The following is a 23,167-nucleotide window of genomic DNA, read 5'->3' on the forward strand; positions in this document are numbered from 1 at the left end:
ATTAACGATCCGCTAACCTTAACAAGCCGTTGCGCACCGGACGGGCCCTGGCCTGCGCCATTGCGCCCGGTTGTCGGCCTGATCGAAGCCGCGCTATAAGCCAATATTGGGGTGTTGCTGATGTTTGGACGGATTGTGCCTTGCTTGCTGAGCGCGGCGCTGCTTTTCGGCAGCGGCTGTTCGCGCAGCTATGACGGCACCGTCGTCATTCCGCGCCCGCTCGATGCCCGGCGTTTCTGGGACCGGCCGCCGCCCAATGTGGAATACGGGCCGTCCGGAATGGAAAACGGCGCTTTTCCGGCGCCGCCACAACCGCCAACCCGGTTTTCCGAGCGCAGGCCCGCGCCGCGCGCCGCACCGAGACGTCATCTTTCAAGAGTTTCGAGGCCACCTCCGCCGTCCTCCGATGAGGAAAAGCCCCTGGCATGCAGGAATGTCAGCGAACCCGGAAAGAGGGTTCGCATGGTCTGCGACTGATGGGTGCCACCCAAAACTGACCTTGGCTGAGAAACCGGCGCCTACAACCGGGGGCGGATGATCATTCGGCTGGGAAGAAGGCCGGGCCGACTATTCTCACCGGCCGCTTGCCGGCCTCTATCGACTGATGCTGGGCCGCCCCGGAGGCTTCGGCGTCCGCCGCGGGAATTGCCGCGACGCTGCCGAGGTCCGGCTTGGCCGACGGCAAGGGGATGATGGCATTGGTCATGTTTGTGGGCGTTACCGTTCGGGCCCTCAATTCGGCGACCCTGCTGTAGTAGCGTTTTAGGTCACATGCCTTGAAATTGACGTCGTCGCGGTAGCGGAATGCGGTCGGCAGATCGGTGTAGGGCTTGCGCGTGTCGAGAGAGACCATCTTTTCGGTTTCGAGGCTGACGTCGCTGAGCGTATAGAGGTCGACGCCCGGCTCGTCGCAGATGTAGCGGCATTGATCGGCCATATCCTTCACATCGTCGCTGCCGGCGAACTGCGACTTGGGTGCTGGGAAGAAATATCCATCCGAAAGGCGCACGCAGAACAGCATCGCGTTGCCGGCGCCCGTTGCCCTCGCCGCTGGCGCCGCCGCAGACACCGATTGGGTCTTCGCCGCCGCGCGCTTTGCCGCTGGCGCGCAGCCAAGCGCGACAAAGCGTGCCCGCAGCCCCGACATGTCCCGGCCTGAATTGGAGGCCGCAGCGATCTGGCGCTGCACCTCGCTCCTGTTCCTGGCAAGATCGGCGCATGCGTTGAAGAAACCACCGAGGGAATTTTTCGCCGTACACTTGCGCTGCCTCTCGATGCCTTGGATCGCGGCAAGCTGGCGGTGCAACTGGGCAAGCTCGGGGCTCGTGCCGCCGCCACGGCCGGCCGAAGACAACTGATTTCTTATTGCACTGCAACTGTCGGCATAAGAACTGGACATGCCGAGCGCGAGCACGGTCAGGGTGACGAACGCGATCATCATGGGGGACCAGAAACGGATCATCGGAAGGACGCGGTCCTTGTTGCTGAGAACCTGGAATGACAACTCTTTCGACTTCGGTAAGCTTTCGCTAAATGAGTTTTATCTAATCTTTCTAGTCTCCATGCATTGAGAGACTTGTCTTTAGTTTAATAGAAGAACCTCTGTGAATTCAATATTGCATTTTTATTTCAAGGTTGAGACGAACTGCAAAACAATGCAGCCGGACCGACGGCTGGCAGGCCTGCCGAATCACTCCGGCGTTACCGGAAACGGGCCCTGAAACCTTTGCCCGTCCTTTCGCGTTGAAGCGCGAAGGAGAACGCAGATGTCGATCCAGGTCACGGTATCGGAACTGACAAGAAATCTTTTTCATTCCCTGGGACTTGATCCGAGGCCCCTGAGCGCCGAGCAAAACCTGCTGCTGGAATGCTATCTGGCCGGGCAAATCCCGGAATCGGCTTGGAACGACTACGTCTTCGAGACACCCGACCTGGCGCGGCACGCCGAGGCGCGGCGTACCAGCCACTGACCGGTGAAGGCGGTGCTGGGCGAGATGGTTTGGTGGTAGTCGCTACCTGAGCGGCTGGCTGGCAGACGTTTTCCGTCAGGATTGCGTAAAAAATTGAAGCGGGATCGGCGATCCGAACGCCGAACGGCTCTAGCGCATTAAGCCGCGGCGCGCCCTGCGCGGAGAGTTGCGGAAAACAGCTATTGGCCGATCTTGGGAGATACGAATTGCAAGGTGAACACGTTGCCGGCAATCCCTTGCGCCAGTTGCGGCGAAAGGCTGAGCGGCGTGCAATTCTTCACCGCGGTCATTGCGGCGTCGATGAACGACTTTCGCGCCTTGTCGTCGCCGGCCACCTTGGCGGCGGTCGGCCGTGGCGGACCAAGCAGCGTGCCGTCGCGCTTGAAGCTGAAGCTCAGAGTGACGATGGAATTTCCAGCATCCGCCGGCGGCGTCCAGCATGCCTGGATCGCCGTGCCGACTTCGTCCATCGTGTTGAGCTGGGCGGCAGCCGACGGGCAGGTGGCGCCAATCGCCAATGCGCCGCTAATCAGGAGCATTCCAGCGGTTCTTTTCATTGCAATTCCTCCACCGTCGACCCTTCCGGCCGCCCGCGTGCGATCGTCAGGATTGATGGTAGGGCTGGAGATGGCAAGGGCAATATGCTTTGGCGAAAGCTCTTGCCGAAAGCATTGGAGGCAGCCCTGCCCGCAGCGGCCGGCCAAAAAACAAAAGGCCGGCAGTGGGCCGACCTTTGTTTTCACCGCAGCGCCAGTACATCCGTGGTCGCGGGTGAATTGTCTCCAATAGACAGATTATAGGTAAACGAAACGTTAATCGAAGCCGCCATGCCATAGCTCCGAGCCCGGCTTTTGCCAGCGCTCCATGCGGTCATATGCGCGCATATGACGAAGCTTCCGCGGAGGCCTTGAACATTGTTTGATGCTGGAGGGATCATCAACGGCTGAGCCGTCGCCTTCTTGGTACGCCCAAGGGGAATCGAACCCCTGTTCCCGCCGTGAGAGGGCGGTGTCCTGACCGCTAGACGATGGGCGCGTTCAAGAACCGGCGATATAGGCTGGCGGCGGAGAAAAAGCAACTGGGGTCCGCCGGCTTTCCCGGGATCAAGAAAAAGCTGGCTGCTGCTAGCGTTTTGGCTCGATCAGGTCCCATAGATTGCCGTGGAGATCGGCGAAAACCGCCACCGTGCCGTAGGGCTCCAAGCGCGGTGGCTCGCGAAATTCGACGCCCTTCGCCACCATCGCCGCATGATCGCGGGCAAAGTTGTCGGTTTCCAGGAAGAGAAAAACCCGCCCGCCGGTCTGGTTGCCGATGCTCTTCCTTTGTGCCTCGTCGGAGGCCTGGGCCAGAAGCAGCCGCGCGCCGCGCCCGCTGGCCGGCGCGACCGTCACCCAGCGCTTGCCGCCGCCAAGGTCCACATTCTCCAGGAGCACAAAGCCCATTCGCCCGACATACCAGTCGATTGCTTCGTCATAGCTGTCGACGACCAGCGCAACGGTGGCGATATGACGGTTTTCGGCAAAGCCGGTCATTGCGCGCCGGGCTTCATTTGTTGCGGATTGCGAAGCGGCCGATTATGCGCCGCTCGCCCATATCGTAGACGAAGATCGTGCGGCTGCCATCGACAAGTTCGGCCTCGATCGAGACGCGATTGCCGGATAGCGACTGGCTGACCACCCTGGCGCCGACCGGCAGCACGATGTCTCCGCTGAGCGGTTCGCCGGCGGGCACCTGGATGTCGCCGGCCAGCGGCGGGCTCACCGGCGCTGCCTTGCGTGATTTGTAGACAATCGCCGCGATCACCACCATAAGGGCCAGCAAGAGCAGGCCGAGATTGATGGCCATGAAGCGGATGAGCCTGCCGCGCACCTTTTCGATCTCGGGGTTGAGCGGCTTTTCCCCGCCTTCAACAACGGCGTCTTCGTCGGCGGCGGGGCGGGCCATGGCAAACATTCCGGAACGATTCTCGATGAGCGCTCATAACGAAGAGGCCCCCGGATTGATAGAGGACCAATTCATGCAGGCAGAACCGATCGTGCTCGTGGCCGGCGCCGACGATGCCGGCCAGCGCATCGATCAGTGGCTGGCAGGCAGGCTCGGCCCGGAAATGTCGCGCAGCCGCGTGCAGATGCTGATCAGGCAGGGCGCGGTCTTGGTCGACGGCAAGGCCGTTGTCGAGACCAAGCGCAAGATGTCGCCGGGCGAAACTGTCTCGGTCGCCATGCCGGAGCCGGAACCGGCGGAGCCACAGGGGGAAAACATCGCCCTCGATATCCTCTATGAAGATGACGAACTGATCGTCATCAACAAACCCGCCGGGCTTGTCGTCCATCCCGGCGCCGGCAATTGGACCGGCACGCTGGTCAATGCGCTGATCCATCATTGCGGCGACAGCCTGTCCGGCATCGGCGGCGTGCGCCGGCCGGGCATCGTTCATCGCCTCGACAAGCAAACCAGCGGCGTCATGGTCGTGGCCAAGACCGACCGCGCCCACAAGGCGCTTTCGGAGGCCTTTGCCGATCACGGCCTGACAGGCGATCTCGAGCGCGCCTACCTGGCGCTGGTCTGGGGCATACCGCAGCGGCCGGCCGGAACGGTGGATGCCCCACTCGGCCGCGCCGCCGACCGTGTGCGTCGCGCCGTAGTACCCGAAGGACGCGACGATGCCCGCCACGCCGTCACCCATTTTGCGGTGCAGGAGCGCTTCGGCGAAAACCAAAAGGAATTCGCAACCGCAAGTCTGGTTGAATGCCGGCTGGAGACCGGCCGCACCCATCAGATCCGCGTCCACATGGCCCATATCGGTCATCCGGTGCTCGGTGATCCCGATTACGGCCAAGCCTTTCGCACCAAGGCCAACCGGTTGCCCGAACCGCTGAGAAGCCAGGTCAAGGCCTTCTCCCGGCAAGCTTTGCACGCCTGGCTCCTTGAATTTCGCCATCCGACTACCCATCTATCGATGAGGTTCGAGGCACCGATACCGAGGGACATGGAGGAACTCGTCGGCGGCTTTCGCAGTCTCTGAATCCGCCGCCCGGCAAGCTTCAAATCAACCATCAAAAAACCTGACTGGCGTTGTTCACTTCAGCGTGACACACTGTTTCGTGTTGAACAAATGCCTGTCTTTTCTGGTTTTGTTCCTGTATATATCTGATGTCGCGAGCGAGCCTTTGGTGCTCGCGTCACATGCCCGCCGCGTTTCGGGGGCATCACTCCAATAGAGAGGGGGCGCTATCATGGCCCAGTCACTACCCAGTATCGTTTCCGGCGAAGGCGGCCTCAGCCGCTACCTGGAAGAGATCCGCCGCTTTCCGATGCTTCAGCCGCAGGAAGAGTACATGCTCGCCAAGCGTTATGCCGAGCATGAGGACACTTCCGCAGCGCACAAGCTCGTCACCAGCCATTTGCGGCTCGTCGCCAAGATCGCCATGGGCTATCGCGGCTACGGCCTGCCGATTGGCGAAGTGATCTCGGAAGGCAATGTCGGCCTGATGCAGGCCGTCAAGAAATTCGAGCCAGAGCGTGGCTTCCGCCTCGCGACCTACGCCATGTGGTGGATCAAGGCCTCGATCCAGGAATACATCCTGCGCTCGTGGAGCCTGGTCAAGATGGGCACGACCGCCAACCAGAAGCGTCTGTTCTTCAACCTGCGCAAGGTGAAGGGCAAGATCCAGGCGCTTGACGACGGCGACCTCAAGCCCGACCAGATCGCCGAAATCGCCACGAGGCTGAACGTCTCGGAAGCGGAAGTCGTGTCGATGAACCGCCGCCTGTCGGGCGACGCCTCACTCAACGCGCCGATCCGGGCGACGGAAGGCGAGTCCGGCGAATGGCAGGACTGGCTGGTCGACGACCACGAAAGCCAGGAAGAGATGCTGATCGAGCAGGACGAGCTGGAAAACCGGCGCGGCATGCTGTCGGGTGCTCTTGCGGTGCTCAACGAACGCGAACGGCGCATCTTCGAGGCGCGCCGCCTCGCCGATGAGCCGCTGACCCTGGAAGAACTGTCGGCTGAGTTCGACATCAGCCGCGAGCGCGTGCGCCAGATCGAAGTGCGCGCTTTCGAGAAGGTGCAGGATGCCGTCAAGGCCGCCGCCAAGCGCCAGACCCAGGCGCTGCGCACCATCGAGGCGCAGCCGGCGGCTTAAAGCCGGCATCGGCAACAAGATAAAACGGCGGCGTCAGGAGACTGGCGCCGCCTTTTTGTATACCGCAGCGGGTGCTGTGATTGCTTCAAAGCCCATCCAGCGGAAACTTCAGATACCGTCGGCCATTGGCTTCCGGTTCCGGCAGGCGTCCGCCATTCATGTTGACCTGCAGCGCATGCAGGATCAGCCTCGGCATCGGCAATGTCCGGTCGCGCGCCTCGCGCAGGGCAACGAACTCGGCCTCGCCGCGCGCGGCGGCAAGATGTATGTTGTCGGCTTTCTGCGCGGCAACCGTGCTCTCCCATAACGCCTGGCGCCCGCCGGGCTGATAATCATGGCCGACAAAGACGCGCGTGTCCTCCGGCAGGGCCAGAATGCCCTGGATCGAGTGCCACAGGCGCGCGGCGCTGCCGCCGGGAAAATCCGTCCTTGCCGTGCCGCTGTCGGGCATGAACAGCGTGTCGTGAACAAAGGCTGCATCCCCGATCACATAGGTGATCGACGCCAGCGTGTGCCCGGGCGAGAAAAGCACCCTTGCTGGAAGCGTTCCCACCCGAAAAACCTCGCCGTCGCCGAACAGCCGGTCCCACTGCGAGCCGTCGGCGGGGAAATCCGGCCAGTTGTAGATCGCCTTCCACAATTTCTGGACCTCGACGATCCTCTCGCCGATCGCCGTCGGCGCCGCGGTCCTTTGCTTCAGGTACTGCGCGGCCGAGAAATGATCGGCATGCGGATGGGTGTCGAGAATCCATTCGACGCTCAGTCCCTCCGCCCTGACGAAATCCAGCAGCGCATCGGCATTGGTTGTCGAAACTGCGCCGGACTTCTCGTCGAAGTCGAGGACCGGATCGATTATGGCACACCGCTTCGTCACCCGGTCGGCGACGACATACTGGATGGCGCCGGTCGGCTTGTCGTGGAAACCGGTGACCTCAGGCTTTGCCGAACCTATGTCCAATCCGACGTCCCCTCCGTTAGCCAGACAGGAATGATTTTCTCTGCCAGAGCAACATAAGAGCATGCTTGTCTAGCGGGGCCCTGCCGTCAAGCACGCCTTGCCAGAAAAGCGACGGAAGTCGAAAAATGCCGGCCAGGCAACTGGAGCAATTCCAAGCGGTTTCCCGGGAAAGGCGCGTGGCGCTTTGCCCAAGGAATTGCGCAAAAACAAAGAGATGGTTCGCCGTTTCCGTGAACCGGAGAGCCGCTTTACGCGGAAGGCTGCTTGGTCTTCCTGAGATAGGGCAGGATGGTCTCGTAGGCGCCGAAGCGCTTGATGGCGTCCTCGTTGGAAACGGCCGCGGTGATGATGACGTCCTCGCCCTGTTTCCAGTTCGCCGGCGTCGCCACCTGGTGCTTGGCGGTCAACTGCATGGAATCGACCGCGCGCAGGATCTCGTCAAAGTTGCGGCCCGTGGTCATCGGATAGGTCAGCACCAGCTTGATCTTCTTGTCGGGCCCAATGACATAGACCGAACGCACGGTGGCATTGTCGGCGGGCGTGCGGCCTTCCGAGGTCTCGCCGGCACCGGCAGGCAGCATGTCGTAAAGCTTGGCGACCTTGAGATCCTTGTCGCCGATCAGCGGATAGTTCACCGAATGGCCGGTCGCCGTCTTGATATCGTCCTGCCATTTGCCGTGGCTTTCGACCGGATCGACCGAAATGCCGATGATCTTGACGTTGCGCTTCTTGAACTCGCCCTCGAGCCCCGCCATCGTGCCCAACTCGGTCGTGCAGACGGGAGTGAAATTCTTCGGGTGGCTGAACAGCACCGCCCAGCCGTCACCGATCCACTGGTGAAAGCTGATCGGTCCTTGCGTGGTCTCGGCGGTGAAATCCGGGGCGATATCGTTGATGCGAAGGCTCATGTTGTTTCCCTACCCTTGAAATGTTGCCGGCAACGGCTGGCGAGCGCTCAAATCTTTTTAACACCTCGGCGGCAACCCACAAATGCCTAAAGCCACAGGCGCCCGTCACGCCCGCGAAAAAATTTCTCTTCTTGCCGCCAAGTTCGGCAGGAATTTCCGAGGAGACCGCTTATGCCTTGTTGACGGCCAGCGTCGCCGCAAGATCTTCCATGCGCTGCGCCAGCGCGCCAAGCGCGTTGGTCAGCACGCTGTCGCTCTTGTCGGCCTTGGTCAGCGCCTCGTCGCGGGTCTTGCGCAAGGTCAGCACTTCGCTTTCCATGCCCTTGACGCGCTTCTGCAGCTCCGAGAGTTCATCCATGACCATGATGCCGGCCATGACCGTCAGCCGCTGGTCGCCGATCTCGCCGAATGAATCCTTCAGATGCGAGACGTAGCGGTCGAAACGCTCGGCGAGATCGATCAGATGCTCTTCCTGGCCTTCGTCGCAGGCCATCCGATACTGCTTGCCGTCGATGGAAACCGTGACCTGTGCCATCAGCCTACCTATCCAACACAGCGCGGATGGTTTCCATGGCGGTCACCAGTCGTCGCGACACTTCCTTGTTGGCATCCTCCAGCCGCTCGGCGCGCGCCTCGGAACTGTCGAGCTCCTGCGCCAGCCGCGAGCGGTCGGCATTCATCCGCTGCACCTCGGCCTCGGCTTCCGAATAATCGCGCTCATGCTCGAGCTTGGCCGCGACGGCGTTTTCCAGGCCTTCCATGGCCTTGCCCAGCCTTGCGATGACTTCCTTGAGTGTCGTTTCCCCGGTCATGGCCTCGTCCTGTGCCCTGCCCATCACCGAATCGCTCGCGTTCAGAACGCGTTATCTCTGAAACATTAGGCACCGGGTGAAGGCGACGTCAACAAAGCTCTCGCGACTGTCCCCTGCTAACGCTAATATAGGCCTGCCCGCGGCATCACAAGGCCGGCAAATGCGCACCGGTTTGTTGACTAAAAGTGCGCGCCTGCTATGTGTCGCGCACGCTTTTCAAGGGCTCTCCCAAGGCCCCAAACCCCACCCCGGAGGAACCATGACGTCGCGTGAACAACATGACCGGATGGCCAATGCGATCCGCTTTCTCTCCATGGACGCGGTCGAGAAGGCGAACTCCGGCCATCCCGGCCTGCCCATGGGCTGCGCCGACATTGCCACGGTGCTGTTCACCCGTTTCCTGAAATTCGACGCCAAGGCGCCGCATTGGGCCGACCGCGACCGCTTCATCCTGTCGGCCGGCCACGGCTCGATGCTGCTCTACTCGCTGCTCTACCTGACCGGCTACGAAGACATGACGATCGACCAGATCAAGCACTTCCGCCAGTTGGGCTCGAAAACCGCCGGCCATCCCGAATATGGCCACGCCGCCGGCATCGAAACGACCACCGGCCCGCTCGGCCAGGGCCTTGCCAATTCTGTCGGGTTCGCGCTCGGCGAGCGCATCATGAACGCCGCCTTCGGCAACGACCTCGTCAGCCACTACACCTATGTGCTGGCCGGCGACGGCTGCCTGATGGAAGGTGTCTCCCAGGAGGCGATCGCGCTTGCCGGGCACCTCAAGCTCAACAAGCTGATCGTGTTCTGGGACAACAACAACATCTCGATCGACGGCCCGGTGTCGCTGGCTGACAATACCGACCAGGTCGCGCGCTTCCAGGCTTCCGGTTGGAACGCCAGCCACATCGACGGCACGGATCCGGAAGCCGTCGCCTATGCGATCGAAGCCGCCCGCCATTCCGACAAGCCGACGATGATCGCCTGCAAGACGACCATCGGCTTCGGCGCCCCGACCAAGGCCGGCACCAACAAGGCGCACGGCTCGCCCCTCGGCGCCGACGAGATCGCCGGCGCGCGCAAGTTCTTCAACTGGGAGTCACCCCCCTTCGAGGTCCCAGCCGACATCCTCGATGCCTGGCGCACCGCCGGCACGGCCGGCGCCGAGGCGCGCGCCGACTGGGAAGGCCGCCTCGCCAAGGCCGACGCCAAGCTCAGGGCAGAGTTCGAGCGCCGCGTTGCCGGCAAGCTACCGTCCAACTTCGACGCCGTCATTGCCGACTACAAAAAGAAGCTCTCCGCCGACAAGCCGAAGGTCGCCACTCGCAAATCTTCCGAAATGGCGCTGGAAGTCATCAACGGCGCCGTGCCCGAAACCATCGGCGGCTCAGCCGATCTCACCGGCTCCAACAACACCAAGACCAGCCAGACCAAGAACATCACGCCGGACGATTACGGCCAGCGATATGTTCACTACGGCATCCGCGAACACGGCATGGCTGCCGCCATCAACGGGCTGACGCTGCATGGCGGCCTGATCGCCTATGGCGGCACTTTCCTGTGCTTCTCAGACTATGCCCGCCCCTCGATGCGACTGGCCTCGCTGATGGGCATCCGCTCGATCTTCGTCATGACCCATGACTCCATCGGTCTCGGCGAAGACGGCCCGACCCATCAGCCGGTCGAGCATGTGGCGGCACTGCGCGCCATCCCCAACCACAACGTGTTCCGTCCGGCGGACGCGGTCGAGACCGCCGAATGCTGGCAGTTGGCCCTTGAATCGGAAAAGACGCCGTCAACGCTGGCGCTGACCCGACAGAACCTGCCGACCGTGCGCACCGAATTCACAGAGAAGAACCTGAGCAGCCAGGGCGCCTATGAGCTCGCCGCCGCCAGCGGCGAAGCCGCGGTGACGATCTTCGCCACGGGTTCGGAAGTCGAGATCGCGCTCGGCGCCCGCGACCTCCTGGAGAAGCACGGCCATCCGACCCGCGTCGTCTCGGTTCCTTGCTTCGAACTGTTCGATAAGCAGAGCGAGGACTACCGCCGCAAGACGATCGGCAATGCGAAGGTGAAGATGGCGATCGAAGCCGGCATCCGCCAGGGCTGGGATCACCTCATCGGCTCCGATGGCATCTTCATCGGCATGACCGGCTTCGGCGCCTCGGGAACGATCGAGCAGCTCTATCCGCATTTCGGCATCACCGCCGAGGCGGCCGCCAAGGCGGCGGAAGCCCGCCTGCATGGCAAGTAAGGCCGTGCTTGTTGCCCAAAAGTGTATCTCGATTTTGGGACAGCGACATGTATGAAACAAGAACGCTCGGCGAAACCGCGTACAGCGGTTCCGCCGGACTGGCCTGACCTAATCGATTTAAATCCACGTCGCCGCGGCTGGATTCTTTCCGCTTCCGCCGCTATGAAGCTGCGGACCAATCGTCTGCCCTCCAGCTCCCAAGGAGAGAAAAATGACCGTCAGAGTTGCCATCAACGGATTCGGCCGCATCGGCCGCAACATCCTGCGCGCCATCCATGAATCCGGCCGCAAGGACATCGACGTCGTCGCCGTCAACGACCTCGGCCCGGTTGAAACCAACGCCCACCTCCTGCGCTACGACAGCGTACACGGCCGCTTCCCGCACGAAGTATCGGTTTCCGGCGACCAGATCACCGTCGGCAAGGAGACGTTCAAGGTCACCGCGATCAAGGATCCGACCCAGCTGCCGTGGAAGGAGCTCGGCGTCGACATCGCGCTCGAATGCACCGGCATCTTCACCGCCCGCGACAAGGCAGCCGCACACCTGACCGCCGGCGCCAAGCGCGTCCTCGTTTCGGCGCCCGGTGAAGGCGCCGACCTCACCGTCGTCTACGGCATCAATCACGACAAGCTGAACAAGGACCACATCGTCATCTCGAACGCGTCCTGCACCACCAATTGCCTGGCGCCGCTGGCCGCAGTCCTGCACGAGACGGTCGGCATCGAAAAGGGCATGATGACGACGATCCATTCCTACACCGGCGACCAGCCGACGCTGGACACCATGCACAAGGATCTCTACCGCGCCCGCGCCGCGGCACTCTCGCAGATCCCGACCTCGACCGGTGCCGCCAAGGCCATCGGCCTGGTGCTGCCCGAGCTCAAGGGCAAGCTCGACGGCATCTCGATCCGCGTGCCGACGCCGAACGTCTCGCTCGTCGACTTCAAGTTCATCGCCAAGCGCTCGACGTCGGCGCAGGAGATCAACGAGGCGGTGATCGCCGCCTCCAATGGCAAGCTCAAGGGCATCCTGTCGGTTACCCATCATCCGAACGTGTCGATCGACTTCAACCACGACCCGCACTCCTCGATCGTGGCGCTCGACCAGACCAAGGTGATGGACGGCAACTTCGTTTCGGTGCTGTCCTGGTACGACAATGAATGGGGCTTCTCCAATCGCATGGGCGATACCGCGGTCGCCTTCGGCAAGACCATCGCCTGATCGCGGGCCCATCTTCCAGAGACTTGAAACGCCCGGTTTCGTCCGGGCGTTTTCGTCGGAGTGCTCGGCAACGCGTCGCTTCGCTCCTGCTAAGCCCAAGGACGACGAAGTTGTGGGGCTTCGGCCCAAAAAACCGCTCTCCCGCCTTGCGCCGGCCATGCCTTCGCCCCACTCTTCCTTGAATCGAGAGAAGAGGCAGGGGACAAGTCACGGATGGAGCATGCGATCTATCTCGTCACGCTGGTGGGCACCGCGCTTGTCGTCGTCGCCGCGTTTTCGAGCCTGATCGCCTTCCGCTTCGGCGCACCGCTGCTGCTTCTGTTTCTCTGCATCGGGCTCGCCACCGGGACCGATGGCCTCGGCATCGAGTTCGACAACGCCCGCATCGCCTATTTTGCCGGCTCACTGGCGCTGGCGGTGATCCTGTTCGATTCCGGCTTCGGCACGCCTCTCAATGCCTTGCGGCAGGCAGCCGGGCCGGCGCTGTCTCTGGCCACATTCGGCGTGATCCTCACCACTGGCCTGTTCGGCGCCGCCGCCTACTATATGCTCGATCTCACCTGGCTGGAATCCTTCCTGCTCGGTGCCGCCGTCGCCTCCACCGACGCGGCCGCCGTGTTCTTCCTTTTGCGCGCCGGCGAGATCAATCTGCGCGAGCGCGTGCGCTCCACGCTGGAGGTGGAGTCCGGCACCAACGATCCGATCGCCATCTTCCTGACCATCACCCTGGTCGAGATCATAGCCGCCCATGCCGACCCCGAGGCCAATGTCCTGGTCACCAACCTCGTCCTCGGCTTCCTCATTAACATGGGCCTGGGCGCCATTGTCGGCGTGCTGGGGGGCCTCGCCATCGTGCGCCTCGTCGACCGGCTCAATCTCGACCATGGCCTGCTGCCGATCTTCGTGCTGACCCTATCGCTGATGGTCTTCGCCGCCGCCGGCGCCATCGGCGGCTCCGGTTTCCTGGCGGTCTATCTTGCCGGTCTCATCGCGGGTAATTCCGACATCCGCGCCGTCACCATCCTCAAGCGCTTCCAGGACGGCATGTCCTGGCTGGCGCAGATCATCATGTTCCTGATCCTCGGCCTGTTCGCGACGCCCTCGCAATTCCCGGCGATCATGGTGCCGGCGGTGCTGCTTGGCCTGTTCCTGATGTTCGTCGCCCGGCCGATCGCGGTCTGGCTTTGCCTGGTCCCGTTTCGTCTGCCGCGCCCCGAAGTCGCGTTTGTTTCCTGGGTCGGCCTGCGCGGCGCCGTCTCGATCCTGCTTGCCATCACTCCCTTGCTCGGCGGGCTGGAGAATGGCCGCACCATCTTCAACGCCGCCTTCATCATCGTCCTGGTGTCACTCGTCATCCAGGGCTGGACCGTTGGTCCGCTGGCGCGCCGTCTCGGCCTGATCGTGCCGGCGCGGCTCGGACCTCTGGACAAGGTCGAGCTCGAACTGCCGGGCTCGGCCCATCACGAACTCCTCGCCTACCGCGTCGCGCCGGGCAGCCCGGTGGCGCGCGGCGAGCGCATCCCTCGCTGGGCGCGGCCCTCGCTGGTGTTGCGCGACGGACGCTCGATGCGTTTCCAGGACATGGGCAGGCTTGCCGCCGGCGACCAAGTCTACATCTTCGTGCCGGACCGCTATCCACGCCTGCTCGACAAGCTGTTCGCCAGCCGCGCCGTCGTCGACCCCGAGGACGCCGATTTCTTCGGCGCCTTCGCCGTCGATCCGGCGCGTTCCGCTGCCGAACTGGAAGCCGCATACGCGCCGGGCCTGAGCGAGGCGGAACAGAAGCTCACCGTCGGCGCCCTGGTCACGGCGCGGCTCGGCGGCCATGCCGAATATGCCGACCGCGTGCTGATCGGCCCGATCGAGCTGATCGTGCGCGACGTCGACGACAAGGGCAGGATCACAGGCCTGGGCCTCTCCTTCGAACCGACCGCGCCCGGGGCGCGGGTACCGGTCTTCCTCAGCGCCGGCGAGATCGCCGACCGGATCAAAGCCTTCGTCCAGACCTGGCGCAAGCCGGTGGAAACACCGATCACCGCCGCACGCGCAGACGAGAAAACCGAGCCGGCGGTGGAAAAGGCAACGACCGAAAGCTGACACGGCGATCCTTTGCGCCGCACCCATCCGCCTGCCGTGACGCTTCGCGACGTCGACGCCTTCGCCTTCGCCTTCGCCTTCGCCTTCGCCTTGAAAATTTCGCGCCCTCCCCAGCCAAGTCTTGCATCGTCGTCGGTGCGGGGTATGGTCCCGGCGATTTCTCAGCGAAAGGAACCAGCATGGCCAGCTTCAAGACACTGGACGATATCGGCAACATCAATGGCAAGCGCGTGCTGGTGCGCGTCGACCTCAACGTTCCCGTCGCTGACGGCAAGGTCACCGACACGACCCGCATCGAACGCATAGCGCCGACCATCGCTGAATTGTCAGGCAAGGGCGCCAAGGTCATCCTGCTCGCCCATTTCGGCCGGCCCAAGGACGGTCCCTCGCCGGAATTCTCGCTGGAGCCGATCGCCAGGGCGACGGCCGAGGTGCTTGGCCGTCCCGTGGGCTTTGCCGGCGACTGCGTCGGCGACACGGCGGGAAGCGCGGTCGCCGCCATGAACAAGGGCGACGTGCTGCTGCTCGAGAACACCCGCTTCTACAAGGCCGAGGAGAAGAACGACCCGGCCTTCACCGAACGGCTCGCCGCCAATGGCGATATCTTCGTCAACGACGCCTTCTCCGCTGCCCACCGGGCGCATTCCTCGACCGAGGGACTGGCGCATCTGTTGCCAGCCTTTGCCGGCCGCACCATGCAAGCCGAACTGGAAGCGCTGGAGAAGGGCCTTGGAAATCCTGTTCGCCCGGTGGTCGCCATGGTCGGCGGCGCCAAGGTCTCGACCAAGATCGACCTGCTGATGAACCTGGTCAAGAAAGTCGACGCGCTGGTCATCGGCGGCGGCATGGCCAACACCTTTCTCGCCGCACGCGGCACCGATGTCGGCAAGTCGCTGTGCGAGCACGACCTCGCCGCTACCGCCAAGCAGATCATGACCGAGGCGGCCGAGGCCGGCTGCGCCATCATCCTGCCCGTCGACGGCGTCGTGGCGAAGGAATTCAAGGGGGGCGCGGCCAGCGAAACCGTGGCCATCGCCGACGTGCCTGCGGATGGCATGATCCTCGATGTCGGCGAAAAGACCGTGAGGGCCGTTGCCGACTGGATCGACCGCGCCGCGACCTTGGTCTGGAACGGGCCGCTCGGCGCGTTCGAGATCGAACCCTTCGATCGCGCGACGATGGCGGCAGCCAGGCATGCGGCGGCGCGCACCAAGGCCGGCAAGCTGGTTTCGGTGGCCGGTGGCGGCGATACCGTGGCGGCGCTCAACCAGGCCGGGGTTGCCGACGATTTCACCTATGTCTCGACTGCCGGCGGCGCCTTCCTCGAATGGATGGAAGGCAAGCCGCTGCCGGGCGTCGACGTGCTCAAGCATTGAGACGATCAACTCGAGGCGAGCGCGCGGCGTTGCCGGGACTTTCGATCGATTGGAGCTTTCCGGCGTCATTCCTTTGGCGGTAGTGTCCTGTCAGGCGCAGAACAACACCGTCAAGGAGAAGCACGATGAGCGAACGTCTCGAAGACATTGCCGCCGCGATGGTGGCCAACGGCAAGGGCCTGCTGGCCGCCGACGAAAGCTCGGGAACCATCAAGAAGCGCTTCGACGTCATCGGCGTCGAATCGACCGCGGACAGCCGGCGCGACTACCGCGAGATGATGTTCCGCACCAGTGACGCCATGACCAGGTATATTTCCGGCGTCATCCTTTACGACGAGACTATTCGGCAGAAAGCGGCCGATGGCACGCCGCTGGTCGATATCATCAAGGCTTCAGGCGCCATCCCCGGAATCAAGGTCGATGCCGGCGCCAAGCCCCTGGCCGGCTTTCCCGGCGACACGGTCACCGAGGGCCTCGACGGCCTGCGCGAGCGGCTCGCCGACTATTACAAGCTCGGCGCCCGCTTCGCCAAATGGCGTGCCGTGATCGACATCGACAAGGCAAAGGGCGTGCCGTCGGTCACCTCGATCAGCGCGAACACCCATGCGCTCGCCCGCTATGCGGCCCTTTGCCAGGAAGCCGGCATCGTGCCGATCGTCGAGCCGGAAGTGCTGATGGACGGCGCCCACGACATCGACACGTGCTATGAAATCTCGAGGGCGACGCTGACGAAGCTCTACGACGAGCTCTACGCGGCCCGGGTGGTGCTCGAGGGCACGATCCTGAAGCCCAACATGGTGCTGGCGGGCAGGAAGTCGGGCGCGGTGAGCAGCCCTGAAGAGGTCGCGCAAAAGACCATAAAACTGTTCCGTGAGGCCGTGCCGGCGGCGGTGCCGGGCATCGCCTTCCTCTCCGGCGGCCAGGAGGACGAGGAAGCGACCGCCAACCTCAACGCCATCAACGCCATCGGCCCGCATCCGTGGAAGCTGACCTTCTCCTATGGCCGCGCCCTGCAGGCTGCCCCGCAGAAGGCCTGGAGCGGCAAGGCATCCAATGTTGCCGCGGGTCAGGCCGCCTTCACCCACCGTGCCCACATGAACCACCTGGCGGCGCTTGGACAATGGAAGCCGAGCCTGGAGCAGGCTGCCTGACCACGGTTTTCCGTCTCTATCGGACCCGGGCCATGCGCCCGGGTTTTGCTGCGCTCCGCCGGACTTGGGATGAAGCGCCTCCATCCCTATTTCTCTCCAGCGCAGCCGGCGCGATGTCGGCTCATGCCCGTCCCGAACGTCCTTGGGATGAAGCCAGGGAGAGGTTCATGCATCGCAACAAGGTCGTTTCACGCGAGGATTGGTTCCGGGCACACAAAGCGCATCTGGCGCGCGAGAAGGAATTGACGCGATTTCGCGAGCGCATCGCGGCGGAACGGCGCGAACTGCCTTGGCTGAAGGTGAGAAAGGACTACGTCTTCGAAACCGAGCAGGGTCCAAGATGCCTGGCCGAACTGTTCGCCGGCCGCAGCCAACTGATCGTCTATCATTTCGTGTTCGGGCCCGGGTCGACCCATCATTGCGAAAGCTGTGCGTTCGTCGCCGACCACATGGACGGTGCCAATCAGCATCTGAGACACCATGACGTGTCGCTTGTCGCGGTGTCACGCGCGCCGCTCGCCGAGCTGCTGCCCTACCGAGAGCGCATGGGTTGGAAATTCGACTGGGTCTCATCCTATGCCTCGGACTTCAACTTCGACATGCAGGTGTCGTTCACCGACAAGCAGATCGCATCCGGTGAAGCGATCTACAATTTCGAGACGCCCGTTCTGAAATCGAAAGACCTGCCGGGCACCACCGTGTTCTACCGGGACGAGACCGGCGACATCTTCCTGACCTTCATGTCGCGCGCCCGCGGCAGCGAACAGCTGATCGGCGCCTATCAATATCTCGACCTTGCGCCGAAAGGCCGCGACGAGACCGGGCCTTATAGAACCTTGATGGACTGGGTGCGGCTGCATGACCAGTATGGAAACAGGTCGCAAGCGGACAGGGCTTAGGCATTCAGCGATCCCATCGAACATTGGACGCTTGAAGGCGTCCGCCACCGGTGCAAGGATCGTTCACCTCCGGCGCAACATGCGTTAATTGCTGCTCGATGCGACGCTTTCCGGCTCTCCTCACCTGGCTCGCCTTCCCTGTCTATGTCTGGCAAGGGCTTGGCGTACGCCGACGCACCTCGCGCATGCTGCCCGCGCAAGGCCCGGTCATGCATGAGATCGCCGGCGGCCAGCCGGCGGTCTGGCTGCTGGTGCTGGGCGATTCCTCCGCCGCCTCGGTCGGCATCGAAAAATCCGAGAATGGCCTGGCCGCGCAGCTGGCCGTCCTGATCTCGCAGCGAACCGGCCGCGCCGTGCGCTGGCGCGCCGCCGGGTTCAATTCGGCGACGTCGGGGCAGATCCGCGACCACGTCCTGCCCAATCTCTCGGCCGATCCGTGGACGCATATCGTGCTCGCCATTGGCACCAACGACACCAAGAATTTCCACTCCGTGCCCCGCTTCAAGAGGGCGTTCGGCGGTCTGCTCTACGCCCTGCGCGCTAAATGGCCTGAGGCCCGCGTGGTGTGGTCTCCTGTGCTGGAGTTCACGCAAGCGCCAGCCATGCCGCCGCTGCTCGGCAAGATCCTGGAAATTCGCGCCGGTGAGATGAACCGGATGGGCAAACGTCTTTGCCTCGAACGCGGTGCGGTGCCGGCGCCGCGCTTGCCGATCACCAATCCCGAAGCCGGCTTCGCCTCGGACGGATTTCATGCATCGGAAGCCGGTTACCGGGCCTGGGCCGAGCACCTCGTCGGCTGCGTGATCGAAGAGTGATTGCCGCCGGCTCGTGCCGGCCCGATATTCCATCCTGCGCATTCCAGGCTTCCTGGAACTGCGCTACGTCCAATGTCCAAGCACGGCCGTTATCGAAATGGCCGCCATGGCCAGGAGCGCCAGCTTCCAGAAGTCGCTGCGCCGTTTCAGCCCCGGCCAGCCGAGCGGCTTGATCAACTGGATGACCATGATGCCAAGGATGACGAGGGCGAGGAGTTTCGACATGCCGCCTTTGACCAGCATCGCGGTCGGCTGTCAAAGCGCGTCGTTCGTCGCTCGAATAAAATAGGCGCCGCGATCCGGACTGGAACGCGGCGCCAGCCTTTGATCGGGGAACGATCTACTTCAGCGGCTTGAGGCCGGCCTCGATCGAAGCGCGCTTCGATTCCAGGAATGGCGGCAGGGCCAACTTTTCGCCCAGCGTCTCCAGCGGTTCGTCGGCGGTGAACCCCGGCCCGTCAGTGGCGATCTCGAACAGGATGCCATTCGGCTCGCGGAAATAGAGCGAGCGGAAATAATAGCGCTCGACCTCGCCGCTCGACGGCAGACGGAATTCGGCCAGCCGCGCCGTCCATTGATGCAGCGTCTCCTGGTCCGGCGCCCTGAAGGCGACGTGATGAACCGCACCGGCACCTTGCCTTGCCGGCGCCAGTCCCGGCTGCACCAGGACGTGCAATTCCGCCGCCGGCCCACCCTCGCCCATTTCAAAGACCTGAACCTGGCCCTCCGGCGAGGCATAGTCTCGGACCTTGCGCATGTTCATCACTTGCGTCACCACTGCTTCGGTATTGGTGAGGTCGGGAACGCTGATGACGATCGGCCCGAGCCCGCGGATCTGGTGTTCGACCGGCACGCGGCTTTGCGCCCAGGGGCGGCTGTCGCCCTTGCCGTCATCGCTGACGAGGCGCAGACGCTGGCCCTCGGGGTCCTCGAAATCCAGGCTGGCGTAGCCACCGATGTCGGCAATCTCACTCGTGACGATATTTTCGTCAGTCAAGTGTTGCTTCCACCAGGCAAGGCTGTCCTGGCCACCAACCCTGAGGCTGGTCCGCACAATGCTGTGGGTGCCGCGTCGCTCGCGGCCGACCGGCCAGTCGAAGAAAGTAAGGTCGGTGCCCGGCGTCGCTTCGCCATCGGCATAGAAGAGGTGGTAGGCTGAGGTATCGTCCTGGTTCACCGTCTTCTTGACCAGCCGCAAGCCCAGCACCCTTGTATAGAAATGAAGATTTCCACGCGCATTGGCGGTGATGGCGGTCAGATGGTGAATTCCTGTCAGTTGAAGGCTCATGGTCGTCTCCCTGTTTTTGGGGAAGAATTTTCTCCTTCCATATCAGAACTTCGGATCCCTGGCTGGAGACCACGTATCCTGACAGTCCGTCGCCAAAGGCTGAACAATGGATCATGACCAGGCATGCATTAGTGAACGATCTCGGCCTTCTAAACCTGCTTCGGGCCGCGGTCTGATGCAGTGAAAACGATACCTTCACAGGGATAACGCACCGATCGCAACTATTATCCAGGCCCTGCCATCCTCCTGACAGACTGCTGTCAGGAGGGGTGTGCGATACTGTCTTCATTCACAGAGAGGAGACTAGCCATGACCGGTTCCACCATTCTGCGCGGCATGCAGCATTATGTCGGCAAGATTCGTACGATGCGCAACGAGATCCGCACCCAGCGGTTTATCAACTCGCTGCCGGCGGACATTCGCAAGGATATCGGCTGGCCGGACATGTATGCCGAACGTCGCCTTCGCGACAATTGAGACGAATTTTTCGGCAAAGCGGTTGGATGTAGGCGCCCCAACGCCCAGATGATAAGTCCGGCACGCGAGGGACGGAGCGAGCGTATGCCCAAGCAGAAGACAATCGGCCTTCTTTTCATAGACGGCTTCGCCGACTGGGAATATGGCCTGCTGGCCGCCTCGGCGGTCGAATGGTTCGGCGCCCGCGCAGTTTCGCTGACACCCGATGGCAGGCCCGTGAGCGGGATCAGCGGTTTCCGGCTGACGCCCGACCGCTCGGCCGGCGCCGATGAAAATGCCGATCTCGATGCAATCGCCGTCATTGGCTCCGACCGATGGGCGGGCGAGGCGCCGCCCGAGGTGGCGGAATTGCTCAGGGATGTTGCGATGCGGGATGGTGTCGTCGGCGGTATCTGCGCTGGAACGCTGGCGCTGGCCCGGGCCGGCATGTTCGAGAAGGCGAGGCACACCAGCAATGGCCGTGACTGGATCAACCGCCACATTGCTGGCTATGCCGGCGATCACAATTATCAGGACGTGCCGCATGCCGTGTCCGATGGCAAGATCGTTTCCGCGCCAGGTTCGGCGCCCGGCACCTTCGCGCTGGCTTTCCTGAAGACGCTCTATCCTGAACGAAACGGCGAACTTGCCGAGATGCGGACGCTGTTCGCCAGGGAGTATGCTGAACCCTCCTGACAGAATGGTGTCAGGAGCGCCATGCCATAGATGCGAGCGGTGAACAGGACGAGCGATGAAGAGCTGGACCGACAGATTGAACACGCCGGGGGTCAACGGCATCAGACCGGCCCCGCGCACGGTGGCAGATGGAGTCGAAGACCAGACGACGCTGGTGCCGACGGCGCAACAGGTCGACGAATTCATCCGCTCGATTCCCGAAGGCGTCGAGATGGACGTTCGCGTGCTGCGCACGGCGCTTCCCTTTGAACGTGGCGCCGAAGTGACATGCCCGGTCGCGATCGGCTATCATCGGCGTACCGTTGCCGAAGCAGCCATTGAGTATCTCGGGCGCGGCATGACGCTGAGCGATGTCGCGCCTTTCTGGCGCGAGCTCGATGCCAATGACGCCGACAACGAGGAAATTGTCCTTCGGCGCGGAATTTGTGGCCGCGCAGCGCAAGTGCGAAGGCTTGAAACCATGATGCATGCCGCCGAGTGTTCTGCGGTTTCGGAATAAAGGCATGCGCAAGAACACGATGCATGCAGCCCAACCGGTTTTGGGCGACATGCATAGGAACAACATCGAGGGACCATACGATGCGACGCGCCGACAGGCTCTTCCAGATCGTGCAGCATTTGCGCGGTGGCCGTCTGGTCACCGCGCAGAAGCTTGGCACATGGCTCGAGGTTTCCGAGCGAACCATCTATCGCGACATAGCCGACCTTCAGTCGACCGGAGTGCCGATCGATGGGGAAGCGGGCGTCGGCTACATGATGAGGGAGGGTTTCGACCTTCCACCGCTGATGTTCACGCGTGACGAGATCGTGGCGCTGGTCGCCGGCGCCCGCATGGTGCGTGCCTTTGGCGGTGCGGCCATGGCCCGGGCCGCTGATGAGGCTTTGGTCAAGATCGGCGCTGTGCTGCCCGATGCCGAAAAGGACCGTATCGCCCGCACCGAGATCCACACGCCGATGTGGGTGGTGAGCGACGCCGCGCGCGAAGCGATCGACCTGATCGAGCGCGCCATAGAGAAGCGCCAGGTGCTGACCATCGACTATTCGGACGAAGCTGGCCGCGGCACCGCCCGCGACATCAGGCCCTTGGGCCTTTGGTTCTGGGGCAAGGTGTGGACACTGGTCGCCTGGTGCGAGATGCGCGACGATTTCCGCGCCTTCCGCATCGATCGCATCGCCTCGGTGGTCATCGCAGGCCGCGTCTTCAAGCCGGAGCGCGGCAAGCAGCTCGCCGATTTTTACCGGGCGGTGGAACGCAGCGAGGATTACGGCATGGCGCCGGACCGTGCGGCGCGAAGCTGAGATCTCCAACCCGTAAGTAAAAAAGCCCGCTCGAAGCGGGCTTTTCGGTCGAGTTCGCGAGAATTCTACTCCTCGTCGTTATCCCTGTCCTTCGACTTCAGAGCCGAGAGCTTGGCGAACACGGCGTTGGCGTCGAGTTCGGCATCCTCGTCCTTCGGCTTTTCGGGAGCCGGAACCAGGCGCTCGGTCAGCGCCGCCGGCAGCAGTGTGTCGCCGACCGGCTGTGCCTGCTCGCGGCCGCGCGATGCGCGGTTGACTTCCATGTCAAGATCGATCTGCGAGGCGAGACCGAGCGTCACCGGGTCCATCGGCTGCAGGTTGGCAGAGTTCCAGTGCTTGCGCTCGCGGATCTGCTCGATCGTGGACTTGGTGGTGCCGACGAGGCGCGAGATCTGCGCGTCCTTCAATTCGGGATGGTTGCGCACTAACCAGAGAATGGCGTTCGGTCGGTCCTGACGCTTCGACAGCGGGGTGTAGCGCGGCCCCTTGCGCTTGGATTCCGGCACCCGCACCTTGGGGTCCGAAAGCTTCAACCGCTGGTTCGGATCCTTCTCGGCACGCGCGATCTCGTCGCGGGTCAACTGGCCGGTCATGATCGGATCCATGCCCTTGATGCCTTGCGCCGATTCGCCGTCGGCGATCGCCTTGACCTCGAGCGGATGCAGCCCGCAGAACTGTGCTATCTGCTCGAAGGAAAGCGCGGTGTTGTCGACCAGCCAGACAGCGGTCGCCTTTGGCATCAGCAGCGTATTGGCCATTTTAAAAATCCTTCTCGTTCGCCCGCGTTCCCGCGCGGGCGGTGGTTTAGAGCCACCAAAATG

The 23,167-nt window shown here is 62.9% G+C and carries 25 protein-coding genes and 1 tRNA gene; 14 read left to right on the forward strand and 12 right to left on the reverse strand.

From position 1 onward, the window contains the following. Positions 1–538: 538 nt before the first annotated feature. On the reverse strand, positions 539–1,462 hold the full coding sequence (locus LB547_RS17835) for a DUF2865 domain-containing protein (RefSeq protein ID WP_140525468.1): 924 nt from the start codon (positions 1,460–1,462) through the stop codon (positions 539–541). 304 nt (positions 1,463–1,766) lie between these two features. Here LB547_RS17835 and LB547_RS17840 point away from each other — a divergent pair, with 304 nt between their 5' ends. Further along, positions 1,767–1,970 (forward strand): hypothetical protein, encoded by a 204-nt coding sequence (locus LB547_RS17840; RefSeq protein ID WP_140500562.1) that lies wholly within the window; start codon positions 1,767–1,769, stop codon positions 1,968–1,970. Positions 1,971–2,149: 179 nt separating this feature from the next. Here LB547_RS17840 and LB547_RS17845 read toward each other — a convergent pair whose 3' ends face one another. The 4 genes from LB547_RS17845 to LB547_RS17860 form a co-directional block, all read right to left on the reverse strand. Continuing rightward, positions 2,150–2,527, reverse strand: a complete 378-nt coding sequence (locus LB547_RS17845) for a hypothetical protein (protein WP_140500560.1) — start codon at positions 2,525–2,527, stop codon at positions 2,150–2,152. A gap of 403 nt (positions 2,528–2,930) precedes the next feature. Next, positions 2,931–3,005, reverse strand: a tRNA-Glu gene (locus LB547_RS17850). Positions 3,006–3,094: 89 nt separating this feature from the next. Beyond that, on the reverse strand, positions 3,095–3,502 hold the full coding sequence (locus LB547_RS17855) for a VOC family protein (RefSeq protein ID WP_140763789.1): 408 nt from the start codon (positions 3,500–3,502) through the stop codon (positions 3,095–3,097). A 13-nt stretch (positions 3,503–3,515) separates the two neighbouring features. Then, on the reverse strand, positions 3,516–3,914 hold the full coding sequence (locus LB547_RS17860; protein ID WP_140517879.1) for a fimbrial protein: 399 nt from the start codon (positions 3,912–3,914) through the stop codon (positions 3,516–3,518). 25 nt (positions 3,915–3,939) lie between these two features. Between LB547_RS17860 and LB547_RS17865 the strand changes: the two genes are divergently transcribed. Next, a complete protein-coding gene (locus LB547_RS17865) occupies positions 3,940–4,995 on the forward strand; it encodes an RluA family pseudouridine synthase (protein ID WP_140763786.1) in 1,056 nt (351 codons plus the stop codon). Between the two features lie 211 nt (positions 4,996–5,206). Continuing rightward, the gene (gene rpoH / locus LB547_RS17870) at positions 5,207–6,118 is read left to right on the forward strand and encodes an RNA polymerase sigma factor RpoH (RefSeq protein ID WP_027023478.1); all 912 of its coding nucleotides are present in this window, start codon (positions 5,207–5,209) and stop codon (positions 6,116–6,118) included. An 85-nt stretch (positions 6,119–6,203) separates the two neighbouring features. Here the strand turns inward: rpoH and LB547_RS17875 are convergent, their stop codons facing one another. The 4 genes from LB547_RS17875 to LB547_RS17890 all read right to left on the reverse strand — a co-directional run bounded on the left by LB547_RS17875 (position 6,204) and on the right by LB547_RS17890 (position 8,796). Further along, positions 6,204–7,076, reverse strand: a complete 873-nt coding sequence (locus LB547_RS17875) for an MBL fold metallo-hydrolase (RefSeq protein WP_140763783.1) — start codon at positions 7,074–7,076, stop codon at positions 6,204–6,206. 248 nt (positions 7,077–7,324) lie between these two features. Further along, positions 7,325–7,984, reverse strand: a complete 660-nt coding sequence (locus LB547_RS17880; protein ID WP_140500553.1) for a peroxiredoxin — start codon at positions 7,982–7,984, stop codon at positions 7,325–7,327. 169 nt (positions 7,985–8,153) lie between these two features. Then, positions 8,154–8,519, reverse strand: coding sequence for a cell division protein ZapA (locus LB547_RS17885; protein WP_140500552.1), 366 nt, complete (start codon positions 8,517–8,519; stop codon positions 8,154–8,156). 4 nt (positions 8,520–8,523) lie between these two features. Beyond that, the gene (locus tag LB547_RS17890; protein WP_140500550.1) at positions 8,524–8,796 is read right to left on the reverse strand and encodes a DUF4164 domain-containing protein; all 273 of its coding nucleotides are present in this window, start codon (positions 8,794–8,796) and stop codon (positions 8,524–8,526) included. A 259-nt stretch (positions 8,797–9,055) separates the two neighbouring features. Between LB547_RS17890 and tkt the strand changes: the two genes are divergently transcribed. From tkt to LB547_RS17925, 7 genes are all read left to right on the forward strand, one after another. Continuing rightward, positions 9,056–11,047 carry a transketolase gene (tkt, locus tag LB547_RS17895; protein WP_140763780.1) on the forward strand — a complete coding sequence of 664 codons (1,992 nt, stop codon included), beginning with the start codon at positions 9,056–9,058 and terminating at the stop codon, positions 11,045–11,047. A 211-nt stretch (positions 11,048–11,258) separates the two neighbouring features. Then, the gene (gene gap / locus LB547_RS17900; protein WP_140500546.1) at positions 11,259–12,269 is read left to right on the forward strand and encodes a type I glyceraldehyde-3-phosphate dehydrogenase; all 1,011 of its coding nucleotides are present in this window, start codon (positions 11,259–11,261) and stop codon (positions 12,267–12,269) included. A gap of 213 nt (positions 12,270–12,482) precedes the next feature. Continuing rightward, positions 12,483–14,366 (forward strand): potassium/proton antiporter, encoded by a 1,884-nt coding sequence (locus tag LB547_RS17905; RefSeq protein WP_224655903.1) that lies wholly within the window; start codon positions 12,483–12,485, stop codon positions 14,364–14,366. 179 nt (positions 14,367–14,545) lie between these two features. Beyond that, complete coding sequence (locus LB547_RS17910) at positions 14,546–15,742, forward strand: phosphoglycerate kinase (RefSeq protein WP_140763777.1); 1,197 nt, start codon at positions 14,546–14,548, stop codon at positions 15,740–15,742. Positions 15,743–15,867: 125 nt separating this feature from the next. After that, complete coding sequence (locus tag LB547_RS17915; RefSeq protein ID WP_140500540.1) at positions 15,868–16,893, forward strand: class I fructose-bisphosphate aldolase; 1,026 nt, start codon at positions 15,868–15,870, stop codon at positions 16,891–16,893. A gap of 167 nt (positions 16,894–17,060) precedes the next feature. After that, positions 17,061–17,792 (forward strand): DUF899 domain-containing protein, encoded by a 732-nt coding sequence (locus LB547_RS17920; RefSeq protein ID WP_140517874.1) that lies wholly within the window; start codon positions 17,061–17,063, stop codon positions 17,790–17,792. Positions 17,793–17,890: 98 nt separating this feature from the next. Further along, a complete protein-coding gene (locus tag LB547_RS17925) occupies positions 17,891–18,607 on the forward strand; it encodes an SGNH/GDSL hydrolase family protein (RefSeq protein WP_140500537.1) in 717 nt (238 codons plus the stop codon). A 63-nt stretch (positions 18,608–18,670) separates the two neighbouring features. Here the strand turns inward: LB547_RS17925 and LB547_RS17930 are convergent, their stop codons facing one another. Both LB547_RS17930 and LB547_RS17935 read right to left on the reverse strand, forming a co-directional pair. Then, positions 18,671–18,850: a hypothetical protein gene (locus LB547_RS17930; RefSeq protein ID WP_181165425.1), complete on the reverse strand. Its 180-nt coding sequence runs from the start codon at positions 18,848–18,850 to the stop codon at positions 18,671–18,673. 97 nt (positions 18,851–18,947) lie between these two features. Continuing rightward, positions 18,948–19,895, reverse strand: coding sequence for a ring-cleaving dioxygenase (locus LB547_RS17935; protein WP_140517873.1), 948 nt, complete (start codon positions 19,893–19,895; stop codon positions 18,948–18,950). 309 nt (positions 19,896–20,204) lie between these two features. On the opposite strand from LB547_RS17935, the gene LB547_RS17940 reads away from it, so the two are divergent. The 4 genes from LB547_RS17940 to LB547_RS17955 all read left to right on the forward strand — a co-directional run bounded on the left by LB547_RS17940 (position 20,205) and on the right by LB547_RS17955 (position 22,346). After that, the gene (locus LB547_RS17940) at positions 20,205–20,372 is read left to right on the forward strand and encodes a hypothetical protein (RefSeq protein WP_140500534.1); all 168 of its coding nucleotides are present in this window, start codon (positions 20,205–20,207) and stop codon (positions 20,370–20,372) included. A gap of 84 nt (positions 20,373–20,456) precedes the next feature. After that, positions 20,457–21,047, forward strand: coding sequence for a DJ-1/PfpI family protein (locus LB547_RS17945; RefSeq protein WP_140517872.1), 591 nt, complete (start codon positions 20,457–20,459; stop codon positions 21,045–21,047). Between the two features lie 55 nt (positions 21,048–21,102). Beyond that, positions 21,103–21,546, forward strand: a complete 444-nt coding sequence (locus LB547_RS17950; RefSeq protein WP_224655904.1) for a hypothetical protein — start codon at positions 21,103–21,105, stop codon at positions 21,544–21,546. Positions 21,547–21,626: 80 nt separating this feature from the next. After that, positions 21,627–22,346 (forward strand): helix-turn-helix transcriptional regulator, encoded by a 720-nt coding sequence (locus LB547_RS17955; RefSeq protein WP_140500532.1) that lies wholly within the window; start codon positions 21,627–21,629, stop codon positions 22,344–22,346. 65 nt (positions 22,347–22,411) lie between these two features. Here the strand turns inward: LB547_RS17955 and LB547_RS17960 are convergent, their stop codons facing one another. Then, positions 22,412–23,104, reverse strand: a complete 693-nt coding sequence (locus tag LB547_RS17960) for a DUF1013 domain-containing protein (protein WP_140517606.1) — start codon at positions 23,102–23,104, stop codon at positions 22,412–22,414. Between the last annotated feature and the right edge of the window lie 63 nt (positions 23,105–23,167).

It is taken from the genome of Mesorhizobium sp. B264B1B, assembly GCF_020165765.1.
In the GTDB taxonomy this organism is placed as follows: Bacteria; Pseudomonadota; Alphaproteobacteria; order Rhizobiales; family Rhizobiaceae; genus Mesorhizobium.